The organism is Coleofasciculus sp. C1-SOL-03 (assembly GCF_040220555.1).
Taxonomy (GTDB): Bacteria; Cyanobacteriota; Cyanobacteriia; order Cyanobacteriales; family Coleofasciculaceae; genus Coleofasciculus.
The window spans coordinates 57,583-83,288 of the sequence record NZ_JAVJUO010000148.1 but is presented as its reverse complement, the minus strand read 5'-3'; the positions used below and the strand labels follow the sequence as shown (position 1 = coordinate 83,288).

Genomic DNA, 25,706 nt, shown 5'->3' with positions numbered 1-25,706 from the left:
GTTTAGGTAAGACTTAGAAGACAGGTAGACCAGTAGACAAGGAAGAGTGAGAACGGAAAATAGGGCGTTTCGGCTTTTAGAAGTGAGTTTGACCGAACCTAATTTTGTACGGTTTTTCCTCCTTGTCTTCTTTCCTTCCTTACAAGTCCTGGAATGACGCAGGTTTTGGTCAGTTTTTGGAAGTTCTCGGACACGTAGCCGAAAATGCTGGTGGACGAGTAGTAAAAGTTAAACCCGCTCATACGTCTCAAATCCTCTGCTACAGAGATGAGTTTGTCTTTATGAGTCTAGATGATCGGGAATGGTTTGATTTAATTGAATGCTTGCTTGTTGACCGCGATATCAATGCTGCTATCAACATCAAGCGAGTGGGGCTGGGCTTGTTCCCCACCATAAAACGCCGTAAAGGGAATCTTGTAGTCACCAAATCTACTACTAATAGTACCTCGAAGGAAGCTCTAACCGTACTGCATTCGGTGCAAGGTTGGAGAAGCGATCAGGTCGAATCTTTGATTGACCGTGAGAGAAGTCACGTCTGAATGACACGATGACCGATATCTTTACGATAGTACAGTCCCTCAAACTCAATACAGTCTATCGCCCGATAGGTGGCTGCGATCGCACTCTCTAATGTTTCCCCGGTTGCTGACACCGCTAACACGCGCCCCCCATCGGTTAGCATCTGTTCCTGCTTAAACTGAGTTCCGGCACAAAATACCGTAGCCCCCTGTTCCTGGGCTTGTTCAATCCCACTAATAACATGACCCTTCTGATACGCCCCCGGATACCCTTGCGCCGCCGCCACCACACAAGCCGCCGCCCCAGATTGCCAGCTAATTGGCGGTAATTCTGCCAGTTTCCGCCCGGTACAAGCCAAGAGTAATTCGTGCAGGGGCGTTTCCAACAAGGGTAAAATCGCTTGAGTTTCTGGATCACCGAAGCGACAATTAAACTCCAGAACCGTGGGATCACCTTGAGGCGTAATCATTAATCCGGCGTAGAGAACCCCGCGATAGTCAATTCCTCGTTCCTGCAACGCCTGCACCGTGGGTTGGAGAATGTCTTGCTCAATCCGTGCCATCAAGCTAGGATTCACCAGGGGAGAAGGAGCAAACGCGCCCATCCCTCCCGTATTCGGTCCCGTATCGCCTTCACCAATCCGCTTATGATCTTGAGCGGGTAATAAGGGACGAATTGTGATGCCATCGGTTAGCGCCAAGACAGAGACTTCTTGACCCATAACGCATTCTTCGATCACCACAGCATTAAACTTATTCTTAAACAGAAACTCAACCGCCGCTACTGCTTCCTCAATGGTTTGAGCCACTGTTACCCCTTTTCCGGCTGCCAAACCATCTGCCTTAACGACAATTGGGGCATCTTGCTGTTTCAGGTAGGCGATCGCCTCATCTTTATCGGCAAACATAGCAAACCCAGGCGTGGGAACGCCAGCCGACTGCATCAAGGTTTTTGCCCAAGCCTTACTCGATTCAATTTGAGCGCCTGCTTGAGTCGGACCAAACACGACCAAGTTTTGGCGACGCAGATAGTCGGTAATCCCCAACGCCAACGGAAGTTCCGGACCCACAACCACTAACGAAATATTATGCACCAAAGCAAACCGAGCAATTCCGGCAAAATCATCCACTCGTAAAGACAGATTCTGACACTGTGGATTTGTCGCTGTACCCCCATTGCCAGGAACACAGATTACTTGTTTAATGCGTTGAGATTGCAACAGTTTCCAGGCGAGGGCGTGTTCGCGTCCCCCATTGCCAACCACCAAAATCTTCACGTTAGCCTCGCGCTCCCGAAGAAATGAACGATAAAGTATACACTGCCATAAAGCAGGGGGTACCACGGATGCCGTTGTACCCAATGAGTGTGTGAGTTGAGCAAATGTCCTCCATTATGCCATGGGATGTCGCCATAAGTGTGTAGGGGCGGGTTTAGGAACTTGATGCGTGGCTATGGATGATAACGTTTGTTCAAAACCCGCCCTAACTTAACCCTTCGCTATTTGTCCAACGTCCAATACATTCTGTCAATATTCTTCAAACCCTTACCCAGGACAAATGACGAATGACTTACCCTTTTTGCTGTTGATAGCGCTGTTTAAATTCTTTCTGTCGTTTTTTGTGATCGACGATGGGTTGAGTATAGCCACAACTCGAACGTTCATCCGCTGGAATTTTACCCGTCACCAAGTATTTTGTATCCAGTGAACTCAACTCCGGTAACCATTGGCGAATATACTCCCCATCCGGGTCATATTTTTGGGCTTGACTTGCGGGATTAAAAATTCGCAAGGGTTTCGGGTCCATTCCACTGGACGCACTCCATTGCCAGCCGCCATTATTAGCGGCTAAGTCACCGTCATATAATTTTTGCATAAAATAGGTTTCACCCCATTGCCAATTAATAATTAGGTCTTTGGTTAAGAAACTGGCAACAATCATCCGACAACGATTGTGCATCCATCCCGTTTGATTTAATTGGCGCATGGCAGCATCTACAATCGGATAACCCGTTTTGCCTTCACACCACGCTTGAAACAGGGTTTGATTATTGTCCCAGGGGAAATTTTCAAAAGTATCACGATAGGGTCCCTCTGCCAATTTGGGGAAGAAATAGAGAGCATGTTGATAAAATTCTCGCCAAGCCAATTCCTGTTGCCAGGTTTGAATACTATCACGAGTTTCATCGCTACGGCTGCGTTCTATCGCTGTTTGCGTCGCTTGCCAAACTGTACGAATCCCGATCGCCCCAAATTTGAGGGCGGCGCTGAGTCGGGATGTACCATCAATGGCGGGGAGATTGCGTTGGTGTTGGTAGTCGTCAATGGCGCGATCGCAAAATTCCTCTAGTCTCTCCTGGGCGGCTTTTTCTCCCGGTTCCAGCACCAGGGGATTGTCCCAGGTAAACCCTAACTCTTTCGCCGTAGGTAACTCAATTGCGCCTACTTTGTTTACCACATCCTGTTCCGTTGCAGTTAATCCTTCAGCATTGGTTAAGGATTCAGCAGGAGTGGCTTTGGCTTGGTCTTTCCAGTTTTTCCAGAAGGGGGTATAAACTTTATAAGGATCGCCGGAATTGGTGCGAATTTCGCCGGGGGCGTGTAAGAGTTGATCCCAGAACTGTTCAACCGCAATCCCTTTTTCTTCTAGGGCATCTTGTATCGTGCGATCGCGAGTCTGGGCATAGGGTTCCACATCCCGATTCCAGACTACCGCTTTGGCGTTGAGGGCGTCAGCTAGGGCGGGAATTCCTTGACTGGCGTTTTGATGCAGGATTAACAATTGACTCCCAGCTTCAGCGTAGCGTTGTTGTAACTCCTGTAAGCAGCCAATCAGGTACGTGATTCGTGCTGGAGCGATATCATCCCGTTCTAAGATATCTGGGTCAAGACAAAAGACTCCTATCACCTTCTGGCTTTTTTGACAAGCCGCAGCCAGACCAATATTATCAGAAATGCGTAAGTCACGGCGATGCCAGAAGAGAATCAGATCAGTCATGAATGATGAGATTTGAATGGGTAGGGGCGGGTTTAGCCTTTCTGGTTTCGCTGTTAATTATAACGTTTATTGAACGCACCCCAGCTAAATTAAAAATTCTAGCTGGGGATTCTTATGCTAGGCTTTACTCAGCCCCCAAAGGGTACTGAGCGTCACTGGCGTTCGCAGCGTCTGGGAGGAGCTTCTGCCTGCCCAGACCCTAGTCAATTTACTATTAGTTAATACCGCGTACCAATATCTGGCACCAATGTTGTAGGAAGCGGATAAGTCAGCGTTGTAACGCTTCCCGTTCTGGAATACAGCTTGGGAATACTTTTTGTTACTCCGCTTAATTTTCCCGCTACCGTCAAAGGCATAAGCACTGGTGTACTTAGCGTTGACTTTGCGTACTTTTCCACCTAACTCGGAGAATTTCTGAATAGTTAACTCAACCAGTTTGTCCTTGCACCATTGGTGAAAGCGTTGTTTTTGCAAAGACCCATGCTTCCCACCTTTAGCTTTCCAATTCGACAAGTCCTCAAACACAATCACGCTGACATGATGTTTTTGGGCAAACTCAACAATCTGCCTCGAAACCGTTTGAGCAATGTGTTTGTTGATGTTTTTGGACTTTCGATACAAACCTTGGCAGAAGCCCTTAGGCAAATCCTGGTTGATGACTCTCCGAGTTAGCTTGGACTTAGTAGCAATACGCTGCTTACGTTGGTCACGACGGTCTATGTCTCTAGCCGGATTGATAAATTTCCTAGCTTTTACAGTACCGTCTTTGCCAACTATTGAGCAGGTTGCTGTTGTGTTTATACCAATGTCAATAGCACAAACATAGTCTGAATCAGGCAAAGGTTGAGGATTAACCTCAACAGGCATGGAAAGATGGATACTTCGCTTGTTGGCAATTAGAGCAGGGGACAACAGTTTTGCTCCTCTGGAGGTGTGCCGACTTTTTCCATGGGTTTTAATGGAAACACCTTGCATCCAAACCCAATCAGCACCATTCCATATTTTCAGTTCTACTGCATTGAAGTTGGGATGGTACTTAATTTGCTGACCCTTGTACATTGCTGGATAGCTGTTGCACATCGAGGTCAACTTGGGAGGCTTGTCGTACCGATGTCTCCGTTCTCCTCTCTTCCAATCGTCCCACCGAGCAACAAAGCTGCTCACAATGCCCAGAGCATCTTGAATTGCAGCACGTCTTAGGTAGCTGGGAAACTTGCGGAATGAAGGATGATTGCTGATAGCTTTGTGGAAGTACCAATAGTATTTAGGGTTGGGGTTGTTTACTGTCTTGTGAATCAGCTTTTCTAAAGCATTGACTCTCTCGGAACTGTTTAGCCCAGAGAGATTTCCCCAATTCCAATAGCTAATGAGTACCAACGGCTTCAGAAAAAGGCGATATTCTGCTACGGTCAAGACTGCTAATCGGCGCTGCTCTTGCGTCATGACTAATTGCCAAACATCGGTTCTGATGCTTGGCTCTTTTTGGGTCTTTTTCCGCTTGGATTGATTTTTAGCCTTTTTCTTGACCATAGCCTCGACCTAAACCTGTATGGATATCATGTTACAATTTAGCTAGTTTAGTTGTCAACTTAGTTACAAAGTTAGTTGATGAGAAAAGAATATGAACAGCATCTCAAGCCGTTCTACTGGTCTCCAACACATATTTTGGGCTAGCAGCTACGCTTTAATTACAGTGGGAACCGGGGCAATCCTAGATAAGCTCCCAAAGTATGTGAAAAATCAGGAAAAACCAAACCATCTTCGTTTCGCTTTCCCCCATCTAAATCAAAGATTCTTTCCGGGGGACTGCGCTCAACTATTTCGTTCAAAACCCGCCCTCCGGGTTAATCAATCAAGTGCATTAAAATGGGCTAAAACTATTATCCAGTCAGCTTTAGCTGACTTTCGCTGTTAGTCTTGGGTTGAAACCCAAGGCGGTTTAAGGCTTATAGGTCAGTGTTAGGATCAAGTAAACATCTTACAGGTAGCCTGGTTTCAGGGGTTGCTTATAATGATTCAAATTCCACCAAAATCACTAACATTTGACGAGTTTGTTGCTGAATACGGAGATCATCCTCGTTATGAACTAATTGATGGAGAATTAGTTGACATGGAACCAACAGGTTCCCATGAACAGGTAACGGGCTTTATTAACATGCAGTTGAACCTAGCCATCGCTCATCTTAAGCAACCCTACTTTATCCCGATGCGATGTCTGATTAAACCCTTAGGTCAATATTCCGCCTTTAAACCGGATGTGATTGTATTAGATAGACTTGCCCTACGCGATGAACCGTTATGGAAACGTGAACCTAAGCTAAAACGCATTTAAATTGTGTATTAGCTGTTGCCTCTTGCCTGTTGCCTCTTGCCTTTCAGGGTTTTAGGTATCCCAATTTAAATGCCGAACAGCTTATTATTACACTGGGAACTTCAGTCAAGTTAGTGGTTGAGGTTGTGAGTAGAGACGTTGCATGCAACGTCTCTACAATGTTTGCCACACCACCCTATTTTTTAACCTAACTATTAGCATAGGACACAGGTTGGATAGGGCGCACGTCTGTGCGCCCCTACGATTTCCGGGATATGTTCAAAAACAATTAATCCACTACTGTTGTAAAAACGGACGTGCTAGGTAAAAGCTACAAATCGATTTAGCATCAACCGCATCTCCCCCATGAATCGCTTTTTCTAATTGTTCGGGCGTCATCAACACCGTTTCTAAATCTTCATCCGTATCCAATCCTGGCGGTGTCTCTAGTTTCTCTAAATCTTGCGCCAGAAATGCGTAAATATATTCATCAGAATATCCGGGTGCTAAGGGAAAACTCCCCAAAGATTGCCAACGGTGCGCCCGATATCCGATTTCTTCTTGGATTTCCCGTTGGATTGTGGTTTCGGGATCTTCTAAAGGTTCCACCGTACCCGCCGGAAACTCTAATAACCGCCGTTGTACCGTAAACCGATATTGACGCACGAGTACCAGTTTCCCTTCTGGGGTCACCGGAACCGCTAGCGCCCCACCGGGGTGACGCACGCATTCCCAGTCGCCTTTGGCTTGGTTGGGAAGACGCAGGTGATTAACTTCAAAGTTAAATTTGCGTCCCTGATAAACAAAGCGTTGTCTGAGTAGTTGAGGGGGTTCTTTACCTTGAGGCATGTCTAACTATACGGGGTGAACTCCAGAACAGTCTACCCTTTGTACGAGTTGTGCGATCGCACATCCGGATTTTGGTTCGATCCAGTCGGGGGCAATTTCGGCTAAGGGAACCAGGACAAAGGCTCGTTCAGTCATCCGGGGGTGGGGGATTTGTAGGGTAGGAGTGTCTATTATTAAATTATCGAATAATAAGATATCTAAGTCTAGGGTTCTCGGTCCCCATCTTTCCCGCCGTTCTCGCCCGAATTGCTGTTCGATGCTGAGAAGGGTTTGTAATAAATCGTGGGGGGTTAGCTGTAGCTCTAGAATCACACAACCATTGAGATAATCCGGCTGCGGCGGACCCACGGGGGCGGTTCGATACCAGCTAGATTGAGACGTGACCGTGATACCGGGAGTTTTCGCTAACATGACTATAGCCGCCTCTAGGATGGCACGGGAATCCCCCAAGTTGCTACCTAGTGCGATCGCCGATGGTTGAGAGTGTGACACGATACGCCCCTGCTGTTGAGTCTATAGATTACCAGAGAATCGACGAAATTTTTGCCGCGATCGGATAAATTAATGCACGAAGAACAAATCCTCGGTCTTTGGTTAGCCGGACCCAAGGGAACAGTTTACTCCCTAGCGATGAGTCCCGATGGCAAGACTTTAATCAGTGGTGGCGGTGATACAATTGTGCGTATCTGGGATTTAAGCAATGGACAGGAACTCACCTGTTTTAGAGGTCACTCAGACTGGGTGCATGGGGTAGCGATTAGTCCCGATGGTCAAACCTTGGTGAGTGGGAGTTTTGATTGCACGCTGAAAGTGTGGAACCTGAAAAATGGGGATGAACTACACACCCTAGAAGGTCACTCTGACCGAGTATATTGTGTAACGATTAGTCCTGACGGACAACGAATTTATAGCGGTAGCCAGGATACAACAATTAAAGTTTGGGATATCAACAACGGTGCTGAACTGCACACCCTAACCGAACCATCAGACTGGGTGTATTCCCTCGCCATCAGTTCAGATGGTCGCAGATTAGTGAGTGGTTGTGCTGATGGTACGATCTGGATTGGTAATCGGAAAATACTCACAGGTCATGCAGGTAGCGTTACCTCCGTGGCGATTAGTCCCAATGGGAAAATATTGGTGAGTAGCAGTATTGACAAAACCATTAAACTCTGGAATTTGAGAACAGGAGAGGAAATTCGCACACTGACGGATCATGGGGGAACCGTTACTTCAGTGACAATTAGCCGAGATGGACGCCGAATTATTAGTGGAAGTAACGATAAAACGGTTAAGGTTTGGGATTTACAGACAGGTGAAGTCCTGCACACGATTAGTGATCATATAGAAGCCGTTTTAGCGGTAGCAATTAGTCCAGATGGACGAACTATGGCTAGTGGTAGCCAGAATGACGTGATTAAAATTTGGGGGATAAAATAAGCAATGCGGAAGATAGGGAAAATGAGGGTAAACGACGGTAAAAGCTGCGGCAAAAACCTCGATCATTAATTCAGTACTAGCCGTTCGTTAAACCGCCTGAAGTTTAAACAGGAAAGTTGCTTTCATTTAAAGACAACTGTATCTGTTAGTCCATTTTAATGGACTTAAGCTATAAGCCAATAACTTGAGTTATTGGCGGATGTCGGGGCTGACTGACAAAGGTGCAAAATATATAGCACTACGAGGTACGGAAAGGACATCAGTTAGTCCAAGAAGGAACAGGGAACAGGGAACAGGGAACAGTAAAGAATGTCCTCACCTGTCTTAGTACCGCTATAATTGAACAAAAGCCGCCTTTATTAATAAGTCAGGGACAGGGTTACTGGTATCGCAGTTGGGTAAAAGTGTAGGAGGATAGAAGGGTAGAAGAGATTGTAGGGGCGCAAAGCTTTGCGCCCATAAAACTGACAAATCTAATCCACAATTGTAGCTGTGTCAATCCAGTCGAAGGGTAAAAATGTCAGGTTTTTCCCAATCACGAAAGGTATTGATAGACGAACGACATAGCCGGACATGATATCAAAACATTAACTCCCCTGGCAAATGACAAATGACCAAGGATAAATGACCATTACTCTTGACTAATCACCCGTACCAAAGTAGCCGTATCAAAGACATCGGAGGGATAATACACCGTCTCATAATCATCGATCACGATTATCGCTTTTTTGGGTTGAGTATCCTGTCCACCCAATTTCTGTTGAGCAATTTCTGGATTATTGAAACAAAACCAAACTTGGCGATCATCGCCCTGAAATCGGGGTAACTGTTTGGCGGCGGCTTCATCAACAACAAAACAGGGTTTCTCGGTGTTTCCCGTAAGCTGGTGATTGGGTTCGTAAGTCCCAGTGATAGCAATTTGACCCCGAAATTGGACTCGACCAGTTACGCCATACTCAGGTAATGAATCAGCTTGAACTGAGACAACTTCCAGATCCATAAATTCCTCGCCTGGTTCAAGTTGACGGGGGTCAAAACGGTTATCAACCGCTTTCAACTCAAAGGATAAGTCTTTAGTCGGTGTCGGGGATGGGTTAGTCTTAGCAGCTAAGGAAGCCGTACTCAGTAAACACAGGAGTGAAAAAAGTGCGATCGCGGTTGGATGTTGACGCATTGGTAAATAAACTCATTGAAGGTTAATTGATGAGGCTACACTGTCGATCATGACCTATATTCGCTAAACTGACGAGTTTGTGCATCACTCCCCAGGATCAAAATCAGGGAGTTTCCGATCAAAACGTCTTCAATTATTCAATATCGTGTAGGGGCGAGTCGCTGGATTATTGTAGATGGGGTAAGGGATTACTGATATTGACTCGCCCTTTTATCAATGTCGGTAGGTTTATGATCGTGTTTATGGCAATCGGTATGGGGGCTTTAATCTATCCTATCTGAGAGTGTCAGGAGTGTGATCGCGATCGCAGGACGCAAGCGTGTCCGATAGGACGTATCGCGAACCACTCCCTCAGTTTCCTGGATAGTCAGCGTCGTTGGCTACTCAGCCGGATTCATAGAAAAATCTACTGGACTGACACAGCTAAAATGGTGGAATAGATTTGATGTTTAACCCTGAATTTCGACAGGCTCAATTGCCGCGAAGTCGAAGGGTTAAACCGGGCGCAAGCCTTGCGCCCCTACAATTCTCATCCACTAAATAAGATGTGTCACGCCAGTACGATAGCCAAGCCTCGACAAACAGGATTTCGACAGCATTGATCAGTCAATTCCTGAATCGATGACGCTACACTATCGATCATGACCCATATTCGCTGAACTGATGAGCCTGTGTATCAATCCTAAGTGTCAGAATCCTGATAATCCCGATCATCGGCTTTATTGCCAAAGTTGTCAGTCTGAATTGCTATTGGAGGGACGTTATCGGGTTATAAGTCTCTTGGGCGAAGGCGGTTTTGCTAAGACCTATGACGTTAGCGATCGCACCACTATTCCCAAAGTTATCAAAGTTCTGAGTAAAAATGAACCCAAACCTGTAGAACAATTCCAGCGAGAAGCCCAAGTATTAACTCGGCTGCATCATCCCGGAATTCCCCAAGCAGAGGAATACTTCACTTTTCATCCTAAAAACAGTCAAGAACCCGTGTATTGTTTGGTAATGGAGAAAATTGAGGGAGAGAATCTGGAAAAATGGTTAGAAAATCGGGGGAATCGCCCCATTAATGAAAAACTAGCGGTTGATTGGCTAAGTCAACTTGCCAACACACTACACGAAGTCCATCAACAGCAGCTTTTTCACCGAGATATTAAGCCATCAAATATCATGCTTAAACCAGATGGAGGACTGGTATTAATTGATTTTGGCATCGCCCGGGAAATTACTGGAACCTATGAGCAAAAACAAGCAGCCGGACAAGTTACAAAAGTTGTTTCTGACGGTTATTCTCCCCTAGAACAAGTCATTGGTAGCGCTGCTCCCCAATCAGATTTTTTTGCCTTGGGTCGTACTTTTGTCCATTTACTGACGGGAGAACATCCTTTGAATCTTGGCGATCGCTATCGCCATGATATTTATACCGATGAGTTAGAGGATTGGCGTGACAAAGCACCTCAAATTTCCTCTCTACTCGGAGATTTTATCGATCAACTGATGGCTCGTCCAATTCAGAAACGTCCCGCCGATACCCAGTCAATTTTGGCACAGTTGGCAGAGATTGATCAAACTTTATATCCCCGAAAATTATCTAACACTACTTCATCTCAAGTCGTACATACACCCAACAAGCAAAACATTGTCTTAGAACGCACTATCGGTGATAATTGGTATTCTGATTCCTTTGAATCTGTTCATTGCTTAGCCATGAGTCCAGATGGAGAAATTTTAGTTAGTGGTAATGGTAACGCAATTAAAGCATGGAATATGAATAATGGAACAGAAATTTATACTGTCACAGAACACCGAAATAGCGTATTGTCTCTAGCGATTAGCCTAGATGGACAATATCTGGTTAGCGGTGGTGATGATAGCTCGATTAAGGTATGTAAACTCAGCACGGGAGAGCTAATTCGCACTTTTGAAGATAATCACGGTAGTGTATATTCTATAGCAATTACTCCGGATGGACAGAAGTTGATTAGTGGTAGTTATGGGGGATTTACAACGTTATGGAATCTGAATACTGGAGAGGAAATTCGTACTATTTTTAAACATACAAAATCTAGGCATTATACAAAGTCTGTGCGTTGTGTAGCAGTAAGTCCAGATGGAAAAACTATAGTCAGTGGTGATTTAAGTGGTGTAATTGAAAGTTTTCCACGCTGTTCTTTCAGAGGACATTCAGGTTATATTAGTTCAGTCGTCATTACTCTAGATGGAGAACGCTTGATTAGTAGCAGTTCTGATAAAACCATCAAGATATGGAGTTTAACTACTGGAGATAAAATTGACACGCTCACTGGGCATACCGGCGTGGTTACTTCTCTAGCCGTCAGTCCCAGTGGAGATCTATTAGTTAGTGGTAGTACAGATAAAACCCTTAAAGTGTGGGATCTAAAGACAAGAAAAGAGGTTAATACAATTACTGGACATTTAAATGATGTGACTGATTTGGTTTTCAGTCCGGATGGACAATTTTTAGTCAGTGGAAGTAAAGACTGCACAATTAAGGTATGGCGAATCCAGTAAACTATCTCTTACTCAAGTCTCCCATAGTTCTGCAATCGGCAATTCCCAGCCTGGAAGCAACTCTGGAATCGTCAAAATATCCCCATCCCTCAATACCATTTCCGGTTGACCCTGTTGATAAACTGTTACCGTTTGCTCTATCTCTGGTTCAATAAAAATACCCACAGGTATCCCCATTGCCTTCAGCATTTGCAGCTTGGCTTTCTGATATGAACTCGGATCAGTTTCCGCTTCCGTACAGCAGCAACATTCCATTACTAAATCTGGCACTAATTCGGGATACGATTCGGGTAACTTTGTCAATCCATTCTGGCGCATATAATCCCGCATTCGTTCAGCGTGAATAAAACAGTTATCTGGTTCAATCACATCCCCATTCGGCAAAATCCAACCGCAGCGCCCCAAAACATAACCCAAGGGATGATCAGAACCCGTTTTAACCCAATTCATCAAAGCAAAACCAAAATTAGACCTTGCGATCGCGGACGCCATTCCCCCACAATTAACAATACAAGGGGACATGATCATGATTCGACCTCTCCGTAATTCCATCCCATAGTCATCAAACGTCGCTTGTACCCGTTCCAAGTCATGGGGGGTAAAGGGTAAGGATAGGGGTGGACTTAAAATAATTCGCCCATTCTCTAATCGGGCGGGATAATCGGGAAATGTCGCCCGAACCTGTTCGAGTTCTTGGGTTGAAAGTGTCACGGGAAAGAGAGTGCGATCGCGATCGCTAAGCCTGTCCGATAGGACGTATCGCGTCTAATTCTATCATGAACCTTCCGGTACGTTACTGACAAATTCTGCCAGGGTTTGTGCCGTCAAAGCCACCGCCACTAAATCCTCTAATTGATTGACTTCAAGTACCTGTAAACGTGGTTCAATATCTGGCGGAACTTGGTCAAAGCGAGTAGCCAGGATACGCAATAACTGTCGTAATGTCCCCTGTTGAAGTCCTTGCTGTTGAGCCGCTTGTGCTTGCTGTTGAACAATTTCTAATTGCTGTTGAGCCGATTGTGCGTCTTGTTGAGCCGCTTCTTCAGGTAGGGGGACAAGATTACCCTCTTGATCATAAAATCGTAACCAAACCGCCGTCTCTCGGTCTAGGGTTCCTTGCCAAGTTCCCAACCATAACCCCAATGTCTGACACCACAACCAACCCTGTTCATTGGGGACTAACGGTTGATAGTGTTGAGACGCATCCAAATGCCAACCCTGTAATGAATTGGGGTCAAAGGGATTAAACACAAAGTAATCTGGTGTTCTAAAAATACGCTCATAAATATCTTTCTTTGTCCCCGTATCCGCAGACGCCGTAGAAGGAGACATTAATTCGACAATTACATCAGGATAACGCCCCCCTTCTTCCCACACAACCCAACCTTGCCGTTCAGTCGTCCCGTCAACATTTAATACGGCAAAGAAATCGGGTCCTCTAAAATCTCGGTTCCGCGCCTGTTCACTGCTGTAATAGATAAACATATTACCGCTGGTAAAGAAATTATTGCGGTCAAGATAGGCTTGCTGCAATGACCGAATCAGGACATTTATAGCAATACGGTGGCGATTACTTTCCAACGGTTCTCCATCATCAAAGATTAAGTCAGTTGGCGGCATGGATGGTTCCCAGCCTACCACAGTTTGGGATGTTGTCTCTTGGGTTGCCAAGTCGGACATGATCAGCGTCTCTCTCCACTAAGGTGTTTTTTTCCACATACCTAAACGGATCTTAACAAAAGCGCGATCGCTAAAATAGCCAATCAAGGAAAACCCATAATTTAAAAGAAATACTTTCTGCCACAGCCGATTGAGTAAAGGGCGACCCGATCCAATTGAGTGGACACAGTTATTGTTTTGTTCAAGCGGGTCGCCCCTACCGAATAATTAAATATTATAGGCTCCTATCGCCAACAATCCATTGGCTGATTATCTCTATTAATCGATTCGAGGTATTGAAGACAAAAAAATTAATTATTGTTCCTAGTAATGGCTTTAGTTCCTAAACTTTGTTAAGTGCCAAGCGTTAACCAAACCTATAACCTATTCCACCATTGTATGTAGGGACACCATCCTTGCGCCCTGCCTCGTATCACGCCAGGAGGTTTATAATCCATTGTCATGATTCCTACCCAGATTTATTGTGATAAAATTGACGAATTAGGGTTCAAGTCATCCAAGCTCAAACCCTAAACATCATTGACATCGAACAAAAATTCGGTTTAACCCATGGGAGTGAATTGGTATTTATTAAACTCTCTCAACAAAACACACCCAAGTATGCCTTGTCTGAACCATTTAGCCTATTAAAACGAGAAAATGAACTCTATACTGTCTTGAGTATCCTCAAAAAATTAAGTCAACTGATGAATGACGAATCATAAATTTAAATTCCCTATTCCTTAACCAATGACAAATGACAATCTACTAACTATGTCTCATCGTCCCATTTACCTTGACAACCACGCTACCACTCCCATGGATGAACGGGTGCTAGAGGCAATGCTGCCTTATTTTAGAGAACATTTTGGCAACCCTTCCAGTATCAGCCACGCTTACGGTTGGGAAGCAGAAGCGGCGGTGAAACAAGCACGACAAACTCTAGCTGACGCTATCCACGCCACACCTGAGGAAATCGTCTTCACCAGTGGTGCAACAGAAGCGAATAATTTAGCGATTAAAGGAGTTGCTGAAGCTTATTTCAGTAAAGGGCGTCATATTATTACCCTCCCAACCGAACATCGGGCGGTGCTTGATCCTTGTACCTATTTACAAAACTTAGGATTTGAGGTGACGCAGCTTCCCGTTCAAGGGGATGGACTACTCGACGTAACCCAACTGGAAAAAGCGATTCGTCCCGATACAATTTTAGTCTCGGTGATGGCTGCCAATAATGAAATTGGCGTATTACAACCCTTGGCTGAAATGGGGGAACTATGTCACCAGCATCAGGTACTCTTCCATACCGACGCCGCCCAAGGGATTGGTAAAATCCCCTTGGATGTCCAGGATATGAATATTGACCTAATGTCCCTAACTGCCCATAAAGTTTATGGTCCCAAGGGCATTGGGGCGCTTTATGTCCGCCGCCGTCACCCTAGAGTTAAGTTAGCCTCTCAAATTCAGGGAGGGGGACAAGAACGGGGAATTCGTTCGGGTACTCTCTACACACCGCAAATCGTTGGCTTTGGTAAAGCGGTGGAACTAGGATTAGCTGAACAAGTCGGCGAATCTCAACGCCTCCTCGAATTACGCGAACGGCTTTGGCATACCCTGTCTCAGGTTGGGGGGATTCACCTGAATGGTCATCCGAATCAGCGATTGTCAGGAAATCTTAATATTTCGGTGGAAGGGGTGGATGGTTCCGCCCTGCTGTTGGGATTGCAACCTGTCGTCGCGGTTTCCTCGGGTTCGGCTTGTTCCTCGACTAATGTAGCGCCATCCCACGTCCTTTTGGCACTGGGACATTCAGAATCCCTAGCTCAGGCTTCGATTCGGTTGGGGATTGGGCGCTATAATACAGCCGAGGAAATTGATAGAGTTGCCCAACACGCGATCGCGACCATTAAGTCCCTGCGTCAAGCTCAAACCTCTCAAGCGTCGGTTGAGTAACCTGAATTAGGATGGCTCCCCCAGCTCCCCCAGCTCCCCCATCCTCCCCAGCACCCGGAACCTCTTACAGCTAAACTGATAAACTTTACTCATTAACAATCAACAAGCGAAGCAGTATAATGTAAAATTGAGAAAGCAGTTGCGTACCTACAGTGACACTAGGGTTCGACCTGTGTAAACTATCTGATAGATACTGTCCGTAACTGATTCAAACTTCCAGACTTTTGACTTTCACGTTACCAAACTCCAATGCTGGCTCCTTGGGCGAAGGGGCATGAATTGGCTACCTCTAGCATTGGAGACAAAGTTGATCCATGAGAGTGTCAGTAGTCTTCAGTCACTCCCCGATCACGAATTCCGTTTTCATTGTAAAGCTAAAGTTTTTGCTTTTCAGAATCATAAAGGGTAGCCAAAGCAAGAGTGACCGATCAATTTTAGGTATGCGAATTAAGATTTTTAGTGGAAAAGGTAACTCAGACAAGCATTCAAGCGTCTTTCAAGCTTGGCTCGTTTGCCTGCCCTCTAAACTAATCAGCTATCTAAAATTCCAAATTAGACAAGCTTCAGTACTTGAGCGTACTGCCAAATTTTGAGGAAATTGAATGGCAAAGCAAATTATTATTGCAGAGCAATATCGTCTGGCTGCTGTCTTTTCAGAAGATCAAATCCAAGAACTTGTCGTTGCCACGGGCAGCCACCAAGTTGGTGATATTTATCTTGGCATTGTCGAAAACGTTTTACCAGGCATTGATGCCGCGTTTGTCAATATTGGCGATGCCGAACGCAATGGATTTATTCACGTCACCGACTTAGGTCCACTGCGACTGAAACGTCGCTCCGGAGCGATTACGGAACTGCTCACCCCGCAGCAAAAAGTCTTAGTCCAAGTGATGAAGGAGCCGACGGGAAATAAAGGTCCCCGGCTGACCGGAAATATCAGCTTACCAGGTCGTTATCTGGTGCTGATGCCTTATGGACGAGGGGTCAATTTATCCCGACGGATCAAGAACGAAAACGAGCGTAATCGCCTCAGAGCCTTGGCTGTGCTGATCAAACCCTCTGGCATGGGATTATTGGTTCGCACAGAAGCCGAAGGCAGAGCCGAAGAAGCGATTATGGAGGACTTGGAGTCGCTGCAACGTCAATGGGAAGCCATTCAGCAGGAGGCAACCTCGACCCGAGCGCCAGCTTTACTCAATCGCGATGATGATTTTATCCAGCGGGTCCTCCGGGATATGTATACAGCGGATGTGAATCGGATTGTGGTTGATTCCAATACTGCGGTCAAACGGGTCAAGCAGCAGTTAGTGAGCTGGAGTGGTGGCAGATCACCGGAAGGGGTTTTAATTGACCATCACCGCGATCGCCTCTCGATTCTCGATTATTTCCGCATTAATGCGGCGATTCGAGAAGCCTTAAAGCCACGAGTCGATCTGCCTTCCGGAGGCTATATCATTATCCAACCGACGGAAGCCCTAACCGTTATTGATGTCAACTCCGGTTCCTTTACCCGTTCTGCTACGGCGCGGGAAACTGTTCTCTGGACGAACTGCGAAGCGGCGACAGAAATCGCCCGCCAATTGCGCCTACGTAATATTGCTGGCGTAATCATCGTGGATTTTATCGATATGGACTCGCGGCGTGATCAATTACAGGTTCTGGAACATTTCAACAAAGCGTTGAAACTTGACAAAGCCAGACCCCAAATTGCCCAACTTTCAGAACTGGGGTTAGTCGAACTCACCCGCAAGCGCCAGGGTCAAAATATTTACGAATTATTTGGTCGCACTTGTCCAAGTTGTGGTGGATTAGGACATCTGGTGCATCTTCCGGGTGAGCCAGAACCGCAAGTGCAACAAGAGCCAGAGCCTGTTGCTCGCGTTGACATCCCCGAAACGCCGGATCTTCCCGAACCCCTGGATATCCCTGGCTTTAATGAGCCAGAGGAACTGGAACTCAATCATCCTAGTTATCAAGAACGGGGTATGGCTAATGGTACTCGCCGCCGCCGTCGTCGCCGCCTAGAGGAAGTGATCTCCAAGGAGGAACCCGCAGCGAAGAGTAATGTTCGCCCCATCCCTGTGTCCCAACGCTCCTCTGATGTGAGTGAAGACGTAGAGGGGACGAGGCGTGATAGTACATCTGTTGAACGTCCCATTGTCTCAGACTCTAACGAACGAGTGGGCAAACCCCAGCTGGTTCGCTCGGTGGTAGACGTGGAACCACCAGAAGTGATTCAGGTGGAGATGACCCCGGAAGAACAGGATGTTTATGCCTTGATGGGTATTTCGCCGTTAGTGCGGTTAGATCGGGAGATTAGAAATCCCCGATCAGTGATGGTGTCGGTGGTGCTTCCTGGAGAAGCTGAATCGGATGCTTCTGATAATGACACGGGTGATGATTCAGGAGAGGATACGTCTAACTCAGCGAAGGAGTCTGACTCAGCGAAGGAGTCTGACTCAGAGGAGACAGAAGAGAGTTCAGACAGGGTACTGGTTACTTCTTCTGGAGAAGCCGTCGATTCAGAATTATCGACTGACTCCAGTTCAGCCATTGAATCGGACACAAAGCCACCTTTGATTCGTCGTCGTCGCCGCCGTTCTTCAGCCAGGGAGAATGAGTAAAGAATTTGGTATCATCCCCCAAGCTAGCCCCTTTCCTGGGGAAGATGGGGGAGATGGGGGAGATGGGGGAGATGGGGGAGATGGGGAAGATGGGGAAGATGGGGAAGATGGGGAAGATGGGATGACCAGCATCCATGAACATGGAAAATTCAGCGAACTATTGTCAACTACCCGAACTATCGGGCGATCGCAAATTGGTCGCCGGCGTGGATGAAGTTGGGCGTGGTGCTTTATTTGGTCCTGTTGTAGCAGCAGCAGTGATTTTACCTGCATCGACTCTGCCCAATTTGGCGGGTTCTGGCATGAAAGATAGCAAACAGTTAACTCGGCTACGACGCCAGAAATTGGCGCAAGCGATTCAAGAGTTGGCTGTCGATTGGAGTATTGGTTATGCCACCAGTGCCGAAATTGACCAAATTAATATCTTACAAGCCTCTCTGTTGGCAATGAAACGGGCTGTGCTTAAGTTAAACGTGCAGCCTGATTTATGCTTGATTGATGGGAGACAGGCAGTGCTGGGTTTACCTGTACCCCAAACGAATCTGATTAAAGGGGATCAGCGATCGCTGGAAATCGCAGCAGCGAGCATTGTGGCGAAAGTCTGGCGCGATGATTTAGTGGGGCGTTTAGCAATGAAGTATCCCGATTATGACTTAGCCGCTAATAAGGGGTACGGAACTCAACGACATCGCTTAGCCCTCCAACAGTTGGGTCCTTCGCCCCAGCATCGCCTCTCCTTTCGTCCGTGTCAACTCAAGGATGGGGAATGAGGGAACTGGGGGAGCGGAGGAGCAGAGGAGCTGGGAAGATGAGGAAGTTAACTCAAAACTCTACCTTACCTGTTCTATATCGCCGTTCCCTGTTCCATATCGCCGTTCCCTGTTCCCTGTTCCCCGTTCCCTGTTCCCTGACAAATCACTAAATGCTGGGATTATCAGCGGGTGCAAGATGCTGAGAGTTAGGCTGATTAAGGGTTTGACGATCCGCGTTAGCCCATTGCCGATAATCCAATAGCAGTTGATGCATTAATTTCTGCTTAATTCGCAGCAACACACTTTTGAGTAATCCATTTCCGGTTGTTTCAATAATGGGTTGGGGTGTCATCGATAGAGGAAAAGGAATATCCACGCGAACCTTTAAATCAGCCTTACCTTTGAGCCGAGTGGTGTTTTGCTGTTGCTCAGGATAGAGTTTTCCCTTGACCTCCAGGGTAAAGCGTTGATTGATGTAGTCTAATCCAGGAATGTCGCAATCTACTGATCGCAGATGAACTATACCGTCACCCTCTGCCCAAACTTTGAGAATGACTCGCGGTTGAAAGGTTAACGACAGAAAATGCAATGGACGCATCTTGAGGCGAAACTGTTCTGGACTCAGTTGCTCGATCAGATTCGGATCAGCGATCGCGTGTACCAGGCGCTGAGGTTGACGTAAATAGTGCTGAATCGGGATAGGTTGTTCGGCTACGGCAAGTTCTACGGATTGGGATGCAGTAAACTGGCTGGTCATAGGGTGAGAGCAACGTTGTGTTTTGTCTAAGTTTCTTAAAGTTAATCTTACTTTAATTAAAGTTTATTTACATAACTGGGGGAAATTTTTTAAGGTTATGGGGATGAGCGAGTCTCGTAAATGAGACTACAGCATGTAACTTAATCCTTACTCCGATTGTAGAAATTATGCTCGCCAACCGTTATCTTCCTATAGAAGACTTTCAGTGCCTCGATCAGGGCAAAAATTTAGTCCTAAGGACGGAAATTATTAAATCTCATTACTGAGGACAAATAAAGCTTATAATAATAAGCTAAAGCGCAGTTTATGTCAATCTCAATTGCCCATCTTGGACCCCCAGGGACTTACGCAGAAGCGGCAGCATTAGCTTACTGTCGCACTCTTACCCGTGAATGTGATTCAAAACCCTGGTTATGTCCTTATGCCAGCATTGCCCAAACTCTGCACGCCGTCGCCCAAGAGCAAGCGGATTTGGCGGTGGTGCCTGTGGAAAATTCCATTGAAGGCAGTGTCACGATTACGTTGGATACGCTGTGGCAACTGGATCAACTACAAATTCAACAGGCATTGGTTTTGCCAATCCAACATGCCCTGTTATCACGGGCATCTCGTCTTCAGGCAATCCAAACCGTTTATTCTCATCCTCAAGCCCTTGCCCAATGTCAAGGGTGGCTAGAAAACAATCTACCCTTGGTACAACTCATACCCACAAACTCAACCACAGAAGCCTTACAGCATCTGGATACTGACTATACAGCAGGTGCGATCGCATCCCAACGGGCAGCGATGCTTTACCAGTTACCTATCCTGGCGGCGGCTATCAATGATTATCCAGACAACTGTACTCGCTTCTGGATTGTCGGTCAGCAATCGTCTCCTGGGGGGAGTCATACCTCCTTGGCGTTTAGCACCCCTGCCAATGTACCGGGAGCCTTAGTTAAACCCCTGCAAGCCTTTGCCCAGCGAGAGATTAACCTAAGTCGGATTGAATCTCGCCCAACCAAGCGATCGCTGGGTGAGTATCTTTTCTTTATTGATTTAGAAGCCGATGCCTCTACACCGTTGGTGCAAGAGGCACTCTCAGAAGCTGCCGCTCATACAGAAATTCTGAAAATCTTTGGTAGCTACAGTGTCATACCCATTGACTCAATGGCACTGATTGAGGAGTAAGAGACTTGTGGAAAAATGGTATTTGACGTTATGACTTAGATGACTAGACCAGCGCTCTAGGCACACAATTCGACAAATATGTCAAGCTTAGGGAGGAAAAGCCATGCAACCAACTGTTAAACAGGAAACAATTGAACATCTTAGCCCGGTGGCCGCTCGCATGATCCTGGTCGCATTGCCGACTCACATCAGGGAAGCATTTGAACGACGGGCTGCCCAGATTGAGTATCCCATCGAAGCCGTACTGGAAATGGCACTAGCTGGGTTCCTTGATAGTGAATGTTTGAGCTTTTCGGATTGCAAACCCAGGTATTAAAAGCTTGTTTCAAAAGCCCTAATTAAATGCATCCTTAAGGACTGTAAGTAGGTGGACACAATTAAAGTTAACGGTTGAGATTAGGGAATGGGGAATAGTAAGAGTTTGAGGTCAATTTACACAAATTAATAAGCGTGCCGTTTTCTTTTGTCCGCCTACTCACGGGCAGACAAATGTATTTTTTGGTAGCTACAGTGTCATACCCATTGACTCAATGGCACTCATTGAAGAACAATAAACCCTATCCACTCCTTGCTCCTATGTTCCTGACACATCCTTTTTATGTAGACATTTTCACCGATGAAGGCTTCGTAAACTTACTAATACCGTGCAGGGTTTTTTCCCAGTAGAACGGCTTGGTAAACAACTGCCAAAGTGCCATATAAGCAGCCATCGAATGGAGTTGCCAGTAAAACGGATTGAGTAGGGCATAGAATGAAAGCTTGTAATATTTGCGCCGAAACATGGCAATCATATTTAAATAAATGCCAATGGCATTGCCAAAAATCAAGTTAAATAGGGAGATATAAATCATCCAACTTGGCAATAGTTTTTCAATAAAATGAGCTTGAGTGAGCAATTCAACCAACAGTAATAACCAGAGAATTGGACTACAAAGAAATCCTAAGATATGTCCGCCAATAAAAAATTGATAAGATAGCCAGTTTTTTAGACCGAGAGTTTTGAGGGATTTATAAGGATGACGATTATGAACCAACCAGGTTTGCATATAGCCTTTGATCCAGCGCGATCGCTGCCGAATCCAGTTCTTGAAGCGGCAATTCGCCTCTTCATAGGTGGTAGAGTTAATCACACCGACAGTATACCCTCGTTGACTGGCACGAATTCCTAAATCCGCATCTTCGGTGACATTAAAAGGGTCCCAGGCTCCTAATTCTCGCAGGCGATCCGTGCGGAAATGATTACTGGTTCCGCCTAAAGGAATGGGTAATCCCAAGGCTTCTAATCCGGGTAACAGATAGTCAAACCAATAGGAATATTCCAGGGTAAACATTCGAGTTAAGAAATTTTCATCTCGATTAAAGTAATTCAACGCCGCTTGGACACAGACTAAGCTCTTTGAACCTTTTCTAAATGCCAGGATTGCCTTTTTAAGCTGGTCTGGATCAGGAATATCTTCTGCATCATAAATTGTCAGATAGTCTCCCCTGGCAAATGCCAAGCCATAGTTACAGGCTTTCGGCTTCGTCTTCGGCTGGCTATCCGGAATATAGATAAAGCGCACATAGCGAGGAGGATTAGCCGCTCGTGCTGCTTCAATCGTGACTAAATCTTTTTCTTCTAAAAGGAGTAAAACATCCAGTTTTTCTTGGGGATAATCAAGCTGACTCAGGGCTTTGAGCAAAATCGGAATAACTTCTGGCTCATTATAAACGGGGACAAGAATGGTATAAACGGGTAATGATTGATTGTCTAATTCGGCAATGTCTTGATCGGTGATTTGACGAGTTTGCTCAAAAGAACCAATCATACTGAGAGTAAACTTAAACAGAATAGATACCACAAAGAAGAAGTTAACCGCAATCAGCAAAAAAACCAATGTGGCTTGCCAGTTAGCAATCAGCCCAGCCCACAGCGCTAGGAATCCAATATAACCGAGTAAAATTTGCGGTGCGGTAAACACACGGGCAGCCGATTCCTTGGGTGAACGAGCCAAGAGTTGGTAAATCGCTTTTTGGGTTAAATCCTTGCGGTAGAAGCGATCAACCATTACCGTAATATCACTTTCGGTTCCCAGTACCTTGACAATTTCCACACCGGGGTTTTGAGCATAAATTTTGGTTTCGACTTCTAGATCAAGGGGGTCTTGCACCATGACCATAATCGTATGATCATTTAACCACGCAATGGGAAAAAATAAATCTTGAATTAGGATTTGTGGGTCGAAAGACTGGATTAAATGAGAATCGATACTCAGAAAATCTGTGCCAACTAAGTGGGAAAAAATTGGAAAATCTGTGAGTTGGGAGAGAGTCCGAATATAGTCAATTGGACGCAGGTAACTTAAACGAGTGAGAATTGAACCCAACGAAGAACCTGTTGATTCATGGAGAGCTTGAACCTCTTGCCACTGAGCCAGGGTTAACTGCCCTTCCTGTAACAGTTGGTTCTGCAAATTTTTCTCGACAATCAGGTTGAGAAGCTGATCCTCTGTCGCTAGAATCTCTTGTACTTGGGCTTGCTGCCAAACCCGTTGGATTGCCTGATGGACAGTTTGATTGTTGGCTTCTGTAACCACCACGACAAGATGGTTGGTTTCGGGTTGCCAGTGACAGGGAAAAAAACGACACTGAATCAGTTCTTGTGTCTTGAGAGCTTTTGCCAAGCTGAAATCTAGTACATTGCCGGAAGACTTTAACCACTCGGTAAGGGTTAGCAAATTGGTTACAGCACTGGCTAAGGTCAAAAATTCAGTTTTGCTGACTAGATTGAGACTCCACAAGGCTTTTCCCAAAGAGCAAGCGGTTTGAGCTTGTAATTCTTTGACCCGATGCAATTGGGGTCGAGTGAGATATCCCTTAGCCAAGAGAGCGGCGATCATCTTTGCTGAAAATTGCTTCATCGTTTCTCGGAGTCTTGAGTCGTTTCTGAAGGAAAAGGTTGATTGGAAATCATTTGCGGAGGGCGACCGAGGCGTTGGTAGGTTGACCAAGCGGCGACACCGCCACTAATCAGAGCAAGGGTAAATAGGAGACTCCCATAGCGCTGTAGGAACAAAGGTGAATCGGTGGACGCGATCGCATTGGTTTGCAGTCCGCCTTCGCTCACATCCCAAGATTGGATGCCGCCGGAATTGGTTAAGGTGACAACATTGCCACTGAGGTGAGTTGCCCAAGGAGTGCGGGGATTGGCAAGAGCTAGACTAAGGTGTTTGACTAAATCGACCTGATCGGCTTGACCGAGCCGAGTCAGCCAAAGGGTAGGAATACCGTCAGCGATAAAGGATTGGAGAATCGCGGCGGAGTCGTTGGCAGCTACGGTTTGCAGAGACTGCCGATTGAAAGGGTTATAAATTTCCCAGCCACCTTGGAACTGGAGTGGAGCAGGTAGATCAGAGGTGGGTACAGATGCCGCAATTAATCGCCACCCCGGTGTTTCACCTCTAGGATTAGTTGGTAGATTAGACCAATCTTGAATGGACTTTGCCTCAAGTAGGTGGGCAAAAACAGGTTGTTGACCCTGATGGCTCATGGCACCCAACAGATAAGCTGAACTTGCCAGTAAAGCGGTTTGCTGAGTATCAACAATGACCTGTCCAGGTTGGAGAGCATGATGGGGTAGATCGCTCAATTTGCCCGTGGCATCCTGATTGCCTTGCCACGTTAGGGAAGAATCTCCTTGCACTTGGACGGATATCGGTTTGGGCTGGTTTTGACAACCGACTTCACCTGGGTCATAAATAAAAACGGTCTCTAGGGTATTCGTGGGGGCGAGGCGATGGGTGGGTAGGGGAAAATGGGCGTCTAATTGGGTTTGGTTTCTCAGGTTGTAGGTTTGGATGAGAGTATTGTTGAAATAAATCAGAGCGGCGAAGTGAGCATCTCCTTTTAAATTGACTGGGTTAAAGCTCGCTTTGAGTCGGGCTTTCAACTGTTCAGGTTTGGCTTTAATCTGCGCCAGAGTAAAGGTTAATCGGGAGGTTTGGCTACCCAGAACTTGCCGGGGCATCTCCTGAAAACCTAGCTCTGAGAAAGTCCGCTTTTGAGGGGACGATAGCGGTTCTGAAGCCGGGATAGCTAGATTGAGTTTAAGTTGGGCAATGAGATGTTCAAATGCTTGAGGTGTGGCTTTTATTTTAAGTGTCGCTCCCTGGCGTTCTAGGTCAGACTCTGTGGGTTCCTGGTGCAAAATGACCCGGGCTTGTTCGCCAGTTTCAGATGCTAGTTGTTGTCCTTGATGCCAAATTACGGGTACTTGATGTTTGCCAAACTTATAGGCTAAGAGGCTGTATAAATTCAAGGCAAGTTCTGCCTGCTCTTGATTAAGATTTGGCGGAACGGATAAGACGACTTGGGAATAATAGGGTTCAAAGAAATCCTCTATCGGATCACGGCTATCACTCGTCGAACCCGGAGTGAGCTGAAAAAAGCTATCTTTACCCAAGGTGAGGAATAAATTTCCCGTAGCTAGATCCTGGCAGGGATTATCGGTTATGGATAAGGATGGCAGGATGGTCAATGTAATTGACGATGTGCTTGGGGGTAGGGAGTTTAAAGGTAGGGTAACCAATGGTTGTTCTTGCAGCGATCGCACCGAAACTGTTCGAGCCAGTTCGCCATTGAGTCGCAATCCCACGGATGAATGGCGATTCAGGTTTGCCCCAGGTTCTAAACGTAAACGGACAAAACTCTGGTCTGGATCGATGTCTGGGGACACAGGAACGGTGATGCTAAACTCTGGATGGCTACCGTTGAGAACAATGGAGCTATCGTAACCCAATCGCTGTAGGGAAACCCTTTCCGGAGGTAGTGCCATAGATAATGGACTATACCCCAGCCAGATGCTCAGGCTAGCTAATCCCTGGAGTCCCAGATGATTAATCCAGCTAAGGTTTGGGGTCAGTTGATCGCTCATGAAGGAATGATGGCTGGAGATGCTGGAACGAGGAATACAAATCAGTTCGTGTCACTCTTTTACT

Annotated in this window: 22 protein-coding genes; 11 read left to right on the top strand and 11 right to left on the bottom strand. The window is 46.1% G+C overall.

What is annotated here, in order from left to right:
• Positions 1 to 122 precede the first annotated feature (122 nt).
• Positions 123 to 539 (top strand): zinc ribbon domain-containing protein, encoded by a 417-nt coding sequence (locus tag RIE73_RS23865; protein ID WP_446403561.1) that lies wholly within the window; start codon positions 123 to 125, stop codon positions 537 to 539.
• On the opposite strand, the gene purD is transcribed toward RIE73_RS23865, so the two are convergent.
• From purD to RIE73_RS23850, 3 genes are all read right to left on the bottom strand, one after another.
• A complete protein-coding gene (purD, locus tag RIE73_RS23860) occupies positions 530 to 1,795 on the bottom strand; it encodes a phosphoribosylamine--glycine ligase (protein ID WP_446403560.1) in 1,266 nt (421 codons plus the stop codon). The two genes, RIE73_RS23865 and purD, sit on opposite strands and share 10 nt — an antisense overlap.
• 292 nt (positions 1,796 to 2,087) lie before the next feature.
• On the bottom strand, positions 2,088 to 3,515 hold the full coding sequence (locus RIE73_RS23855) for an FAD-binding domain-containing protein (protein WP_446403559.1): 1,428 nt from the start codon (positions 3,513 to 3,515) through the stop codon (positions 2,088 to 2,090).
• A gap of 117 nt (positions 3,516 to 3,632) precedes the next feature.
• Positions 3,633 to 5,045 carry an IS200/IS605 family accessory protein TnpB-related protein gene (locus RIE73_RS23850; RefSeq protein ID WP_446403558.1) on the bottom strand — a complete coding sequence of 471 codons (1,413 nt, stop codon included), beginning with the start codon at positions 5,043 to 5,045 and terminating at the stop codon, positions 3,633 to 3,635.
• A 481-nt stretch (positions 5,046 to 5,526) separates the two neighbouring features.
• Between RIE73_RS23850 and RIE73_RS23845 the strand changes: the two genes are divergently transcribed.
• On the top strand, positions 5,527 to 5,847 hold the full coding sequence (locus RIE73_RS23845) for a Uma2 family endonuclease (RefSeq protein ID WP_446403557.1): 321 nt from the start codon (positions 5,527 to 5,529) through the stop codon (positions 5,845 to 5,847).
• A gap of 276 nt (positions 5,848 to 6,123) precedes the next feature.
• On the opposite strand, the gene RIE73_RS23840 is transcribed toward RIE73_RS23845, so the two are convergent.
• Together RIE73_RS23840 and folK are read right to left on the bottom strand one after the other, a co-directional pair.
• Positions 6,124 to 6,675: an NUDIX hydrolase gene (locus tag RIE73_RS23840; RefSeq protein WP_446403556.1), complete on the bottom strand. Its 552-nt coding sequence runs from the start codon at positions 6,673 to 6,675 to the stop codon at positions 6,124 to 6,126.
• 6 nt (positions 6,676 to 6,681) lie between these two features.
• Positions 6,682 to 7,167, bottom strand: a complete 486-nt coding sequence (folK, locus tag RIE73_RS23835) for a 2-amino-4-hydroxy-6-hydroxymethyldihydropteridine diphosphokinase (protein ID WP_446403555.1) — start codon at positions 7,165 to 7,167, stop codon at positions 6,682 to 6,684.
• Between the two features lie 72 nt (positions 7,168 to 7,239).
• Between folK and RIE73_RS23830 the strand changes: the two genes are divergently transcribed.
• Positions 7,240 to 8,115: a WD40 repeat domain-containing protein gene (locus RIE73_RS23830; protein ID WP_446403554.1), complete on the top strand. Its 876-nt coding sequence runs from the start codon at positions 7,240 to 7,242 to the stop codon at positions 8,113 to 8,115.
• Between the two features lie 631 nt (positions 8,116 to 8,746).
• On the opposite strand, the gene RIE73_RS23825 is transcribed toward RIE73_RS23830, so the two are convergent.
• Positions 8,747 to 9,289: a hypothetical protein gene (locus tag RIE73_RS23825; RefSeq protein WP_446403553.1), complete on the bottom strand. Its 543-nt coding sequence runs from the start codon at positions 9,287 to 9,289 to the stop codon at positions 8,747 to 8,749.
• A gap of 663 nt (positions 9,290 to 9,952) precedes the next feature.
• Between RIE73_RS23825 and RIE73_RS23820 the strand changes: the two genes are divergently transcribed.
• Positions 9,953 to 11,815, top strand: a complete 1,863-nt coding sequence (locus RIE73_RS23820; RefSeq protein WP_446403552.1) for a protein kinase domain-containing protein — start codon at positions 9,953 to 9,955, stop codon at positions 11,813 to 11,815.
• Positions 11,816 to 11,827: 12 nt separating this feature from the next.
• Here RIE73_RS23820 and RIE73_RS23815 read toward each other — a convergent pair whose 3' ends face one another.
• Together RIE73_RS23815 and RIE73_RS23810 are read right to left on the bottom strand one after the other, a co-directional pair.
• A complete protein-coding gene (locus RIE73_RS23815; RefSeq protein ID WP_446403551.1) occupies positions 11,828 to 12,526 on the bottom strand; it encodes a Uma2 family endonuclease in 699 nt (232 codons plus the stop codon).
• 63 nt (positions 12,527 to 12,589) lie between these two features.
• On the bottom strand, positions 12,590 to 13,495 hold the full coding sequence (locus tag RIE73_RS23810) for a Uma2 family endonuclease (RefSeq protein WP_446403550.1): 906 nt from the start codon (positions 13,493 to 13,495) through the stop codon (positions 12,590 to 12,592).
• Between the two features lie 560 nt (positions 13,496 to 14,055).
• Between RIE73_RS23810 and RIE73_RS23805 the strand changes: the two genes are divergently transcribed.
• The 5 genes from RIE73_RS23805 (at position 14,056) to RIE73_RS23785 (ending at position 18,821) form a co-directional block, all read left to right on the top strand.
• Positions 14,056 to 14,199 carry a hypothetical protein gene (locus tag RIE73_RS23805; RefSeq protein WP_446403549.1) on the top strand — a complete coding sequence of 48 codons (144 nt, stop codon included), beginning with the start codon at positions 14,056 to 14,058 and terminating at the stop codon, positions 14,197 to 14,199.
• 49 nt (positions 14,200 to 14,248) lie between these two features.
• Positions 14,249 to 15,427: a cysteine desulfurase family protein gene (locus RIE73_RS23800; RefSeq protein ID WP_446403548.1), complete on the top strand. Its 1,179-nt coding sequence runs from the start codon at positions 14,249 to 14,251 to the stop codon at positions 15,425 to 15,427.
• 602 nt (positions 15,428 to 16,029) lie between these two features.
• Positions 16,030 to 18,051 (top strand): Rne/Rng family ribonuclease, encoded by a 2,022-nt coding sequence (locus RIE73_RS23795; protein ID WP_446403547.1) that lies wholly within the window; start codon positions 16,030 to 16,032, stop codon positions 18,049 to 18,051.
• Entirely contained in the window at positions 18,044 to 18,265 is a 222-nt protein-coding gene (locus RIE73_RS23790) for a hypothetical protein (protein WP_446403546.1), read from the top strand. Before RIE73_RS23795 ends, RIE73_RS23790 begins: the two co-directional genes overlap by 8 nt.
• On the top strand, positions 18,186 to 18,821 hold the full coding sequence (locus RIE73_RS23785) for a ribonuclease HII (RefSeq protein WP_446403545.1): 636 nt from the start codon (positions 18,186 to 18,188) through the stop codon (positions 18,819 to 18,821). Before RIE73_RS23790 ends, RIE73_RS23785 begins: the two co-directional genes overlap by 80 nt.
• A 148-nt stretch (positions 18,822 to 18,969) precedes the next feature.
• Here the strand turns inward: RIE73_RS23785 and RIE73_RS23780 are convergent, their stop codons facing one another.
• Positions 18,970 to 19,560 carry a DUF1997 domain-containing protein gene (locus RIE73_RS23780; protein WP_446403544.1) on the bottom strand — a complete coding sequence of 197 codons (591 nt, stop codon included), beginning with the start codon at positions 19,558 to 19,560 and terminating at the stop codon, positions 18,970 to 18,972.
• Between the two features lie 306 nt (positions 19,561 to 19,866).
• Here RIE73_RS23780 and pheA point away from each other — a divergent pair, with 306 nt between their 5' ends.
• Entirely contained in the window at positions 19,867 to 20,730 is an 864-nt protein-coding gene (gene pheA, locus RIE73_RS23775) for a prephenate dehydratase (protein WP_446403543.1), read from the top strand.
• Positions 20,731 to 20,833: 103 nt separating this feature from the next.
• Positions 20,834 to 21,046, top strand: a complete 213-nt coding sequence (locus RIE73_RS23770) for a hypothetical protein (protein WP_446403542.1) — start codon at positions 20,834 to 20,836, stop codon at positions 21,044 to 21,046.
• 280 nt (positions 21,047 to 21,326) lie between these two features.
• On the opposite strand, the gene RIE73_RS23765 is transcribed toward RIE73_RS23770, so the two are convergent.
• Together RIE73_RS23765 and RIE73_RS23760 are read right to left on the bottom strand one after the other, a co-directional pair.
• On the bottom strand, positions 21,327 to 23,630 hold the full coding sequence (locus RIE73_RS23765) for a glycosyltransferase family 2 protein (protein ID WP_446403541.1): 2,304 nt from the start codon (positions 23,628 to 23,630) through the stop codon (positions 21,327 to 21,329).
• A complete protein-coding gene (locus tag RIE73_RS23760) occupies positions 23,627 to 25,642 on the bottom strand; it encodes a cellulose biosynthesis cyclic di-GMP-binding regulatory protein BcsB (RefSeq protein ID WP_446403540.1) in 2,016 nt (671 codons plus the stop codon). Before RIE73_RS23760 ends, RIE73_RS23765 begins: the two co-directional genes overlap by 4 nt.
• Between the last annotated feature and the right edge of the window lie 64 nt (positions 25,643 to 25,706).

What these genes read in the sequence shown, in the direction of transcription:
- RIE73_RS23845 (WP_446403557.1), top strand. Translation starts at nt 5,527, where the DNA reads ATGATTCAAATTCCACCAAAATCACTAACATTTGACGAGTTTGTTGCT.
- RIE73_RS23830 (WP_446403554.1), top strand. Translation starts at nt 7,240, where the DNA reads ATGCACGAAGAACAAATCCTCGGTCTTTGGTTAGCCGGACCCAAGGGA.
- RIE73_RS23810 (WP_446403550.1), bottom strand. Translation starts at nt 13,495, where the DNA reads ATGTCCGACTTGGCAACCCAAGAGACAACATCCCAAACTGTGGTAGGC.
- RIE73_RS23825 (WP_446403553.1), bottom strand. Translation starts at nt 9,289, where the DNA reads ATGCGTCAACATCCAACCGCGATCGCACTTTTTTCACTCCTGTGTTTA.
- RIE73_RS23840 (WP_446403556.1), bottom strand. Translation starts at nt 6,675, where the DNA reads ATGCCTCAAGGTAAAGAACCCCCTCAACTACTCAGACAACGCTTTGTT.
- RIE73_RS23780 (WP_446403544.1), bottom strand. Translation starts at nt 19,560, where the DNA reads ATGACCAGCCAGTTTACTGCATCCCAATCCGTAGAACTTGCCGTAGCC.
- RIE73_RS23850 (WP_446403558.1), bottom strand. Translation starts at nt 5,045, where the DNA reads ATGGTCAAGAAAAAGGCTAAAAATCAATCCAAGCGGAAAAAGACCCAA.
- RIE73_RS23855 (WP_446403559.1), bottom strand. Translation starts at nt 3,515, where the DNA reads ATGACTGATCTGATTCTCTTCTGGCATCGCCGTGACTTACGCATTTCT.
- RIE73_RS23820 (WP_446403552.1), top strand. Translation starts at nt 9,953, where the DNA reads ATGAGCCTGTGTATCAATCCTAAGTGTCAGAATCCTGATAATCCCGAT.
- RIE73_RS23765 (WP_446403541.1), bottom strand. Translation starts at nt 23,630, where the DNA reads ATGAAGCAATTTTCAGCAAAGATGATCGCCGCTCTCTTGGCTAAGGGA.
- RIE73_RS23760 (WP_446403540.1), bottom strand. Translation starts at nt 25,642, where the DNA reads ATGAGCGATCAACTGACCCCAAACCTTAGCTGGATTAATCATCTGGGA.
- RIE73_RS23770 (WP_446403542.1), top strand. Translation starts at nt 20,834, where the DNA reads ATGCAACCAACTGTTAAACAGGAAACAATTGAACATCTTAGCCCGGTG.
- RIE73_RS23790 (WP_446403546.1), top strand. Translation starts at nt 18,044, where the DNA reads ATGAGTAAAGAATTTGGTATCATCCCCCAAGCTAGCCCCTTTCCTGGG.
- RIE73_RS23800 (WP_446403548.1), top strand. Translation starts at nt 14,249, where the DNA reads ATGTCTCATCGTCCCATTTACCTTGACAACCACGCTACCACTCCCATG.
- pheA (WP_446403543.1), top strand. Translation starts at nt 19,867, where the DNA reads ATGTCAATCTCAATTGCCCATCTTGGACCCCCAGGGACTTACGCAGAA.
- RIE73_RS23795 (WP_446403547.1), top strand. Translation starts at nt 16,030, where the DNA reads ATGGCAAAGCAAATTATTATTGCAGAGCAATATCGTCTGGCTGCTGTC.
- RIE73_RS23785 (WP_446403545.1), top strand. Translation starts at nt 18,186, where the DNA reads ATGAACATGGAAAATTCAGCGAACTATTGTCAACTACCCGAACTATCG.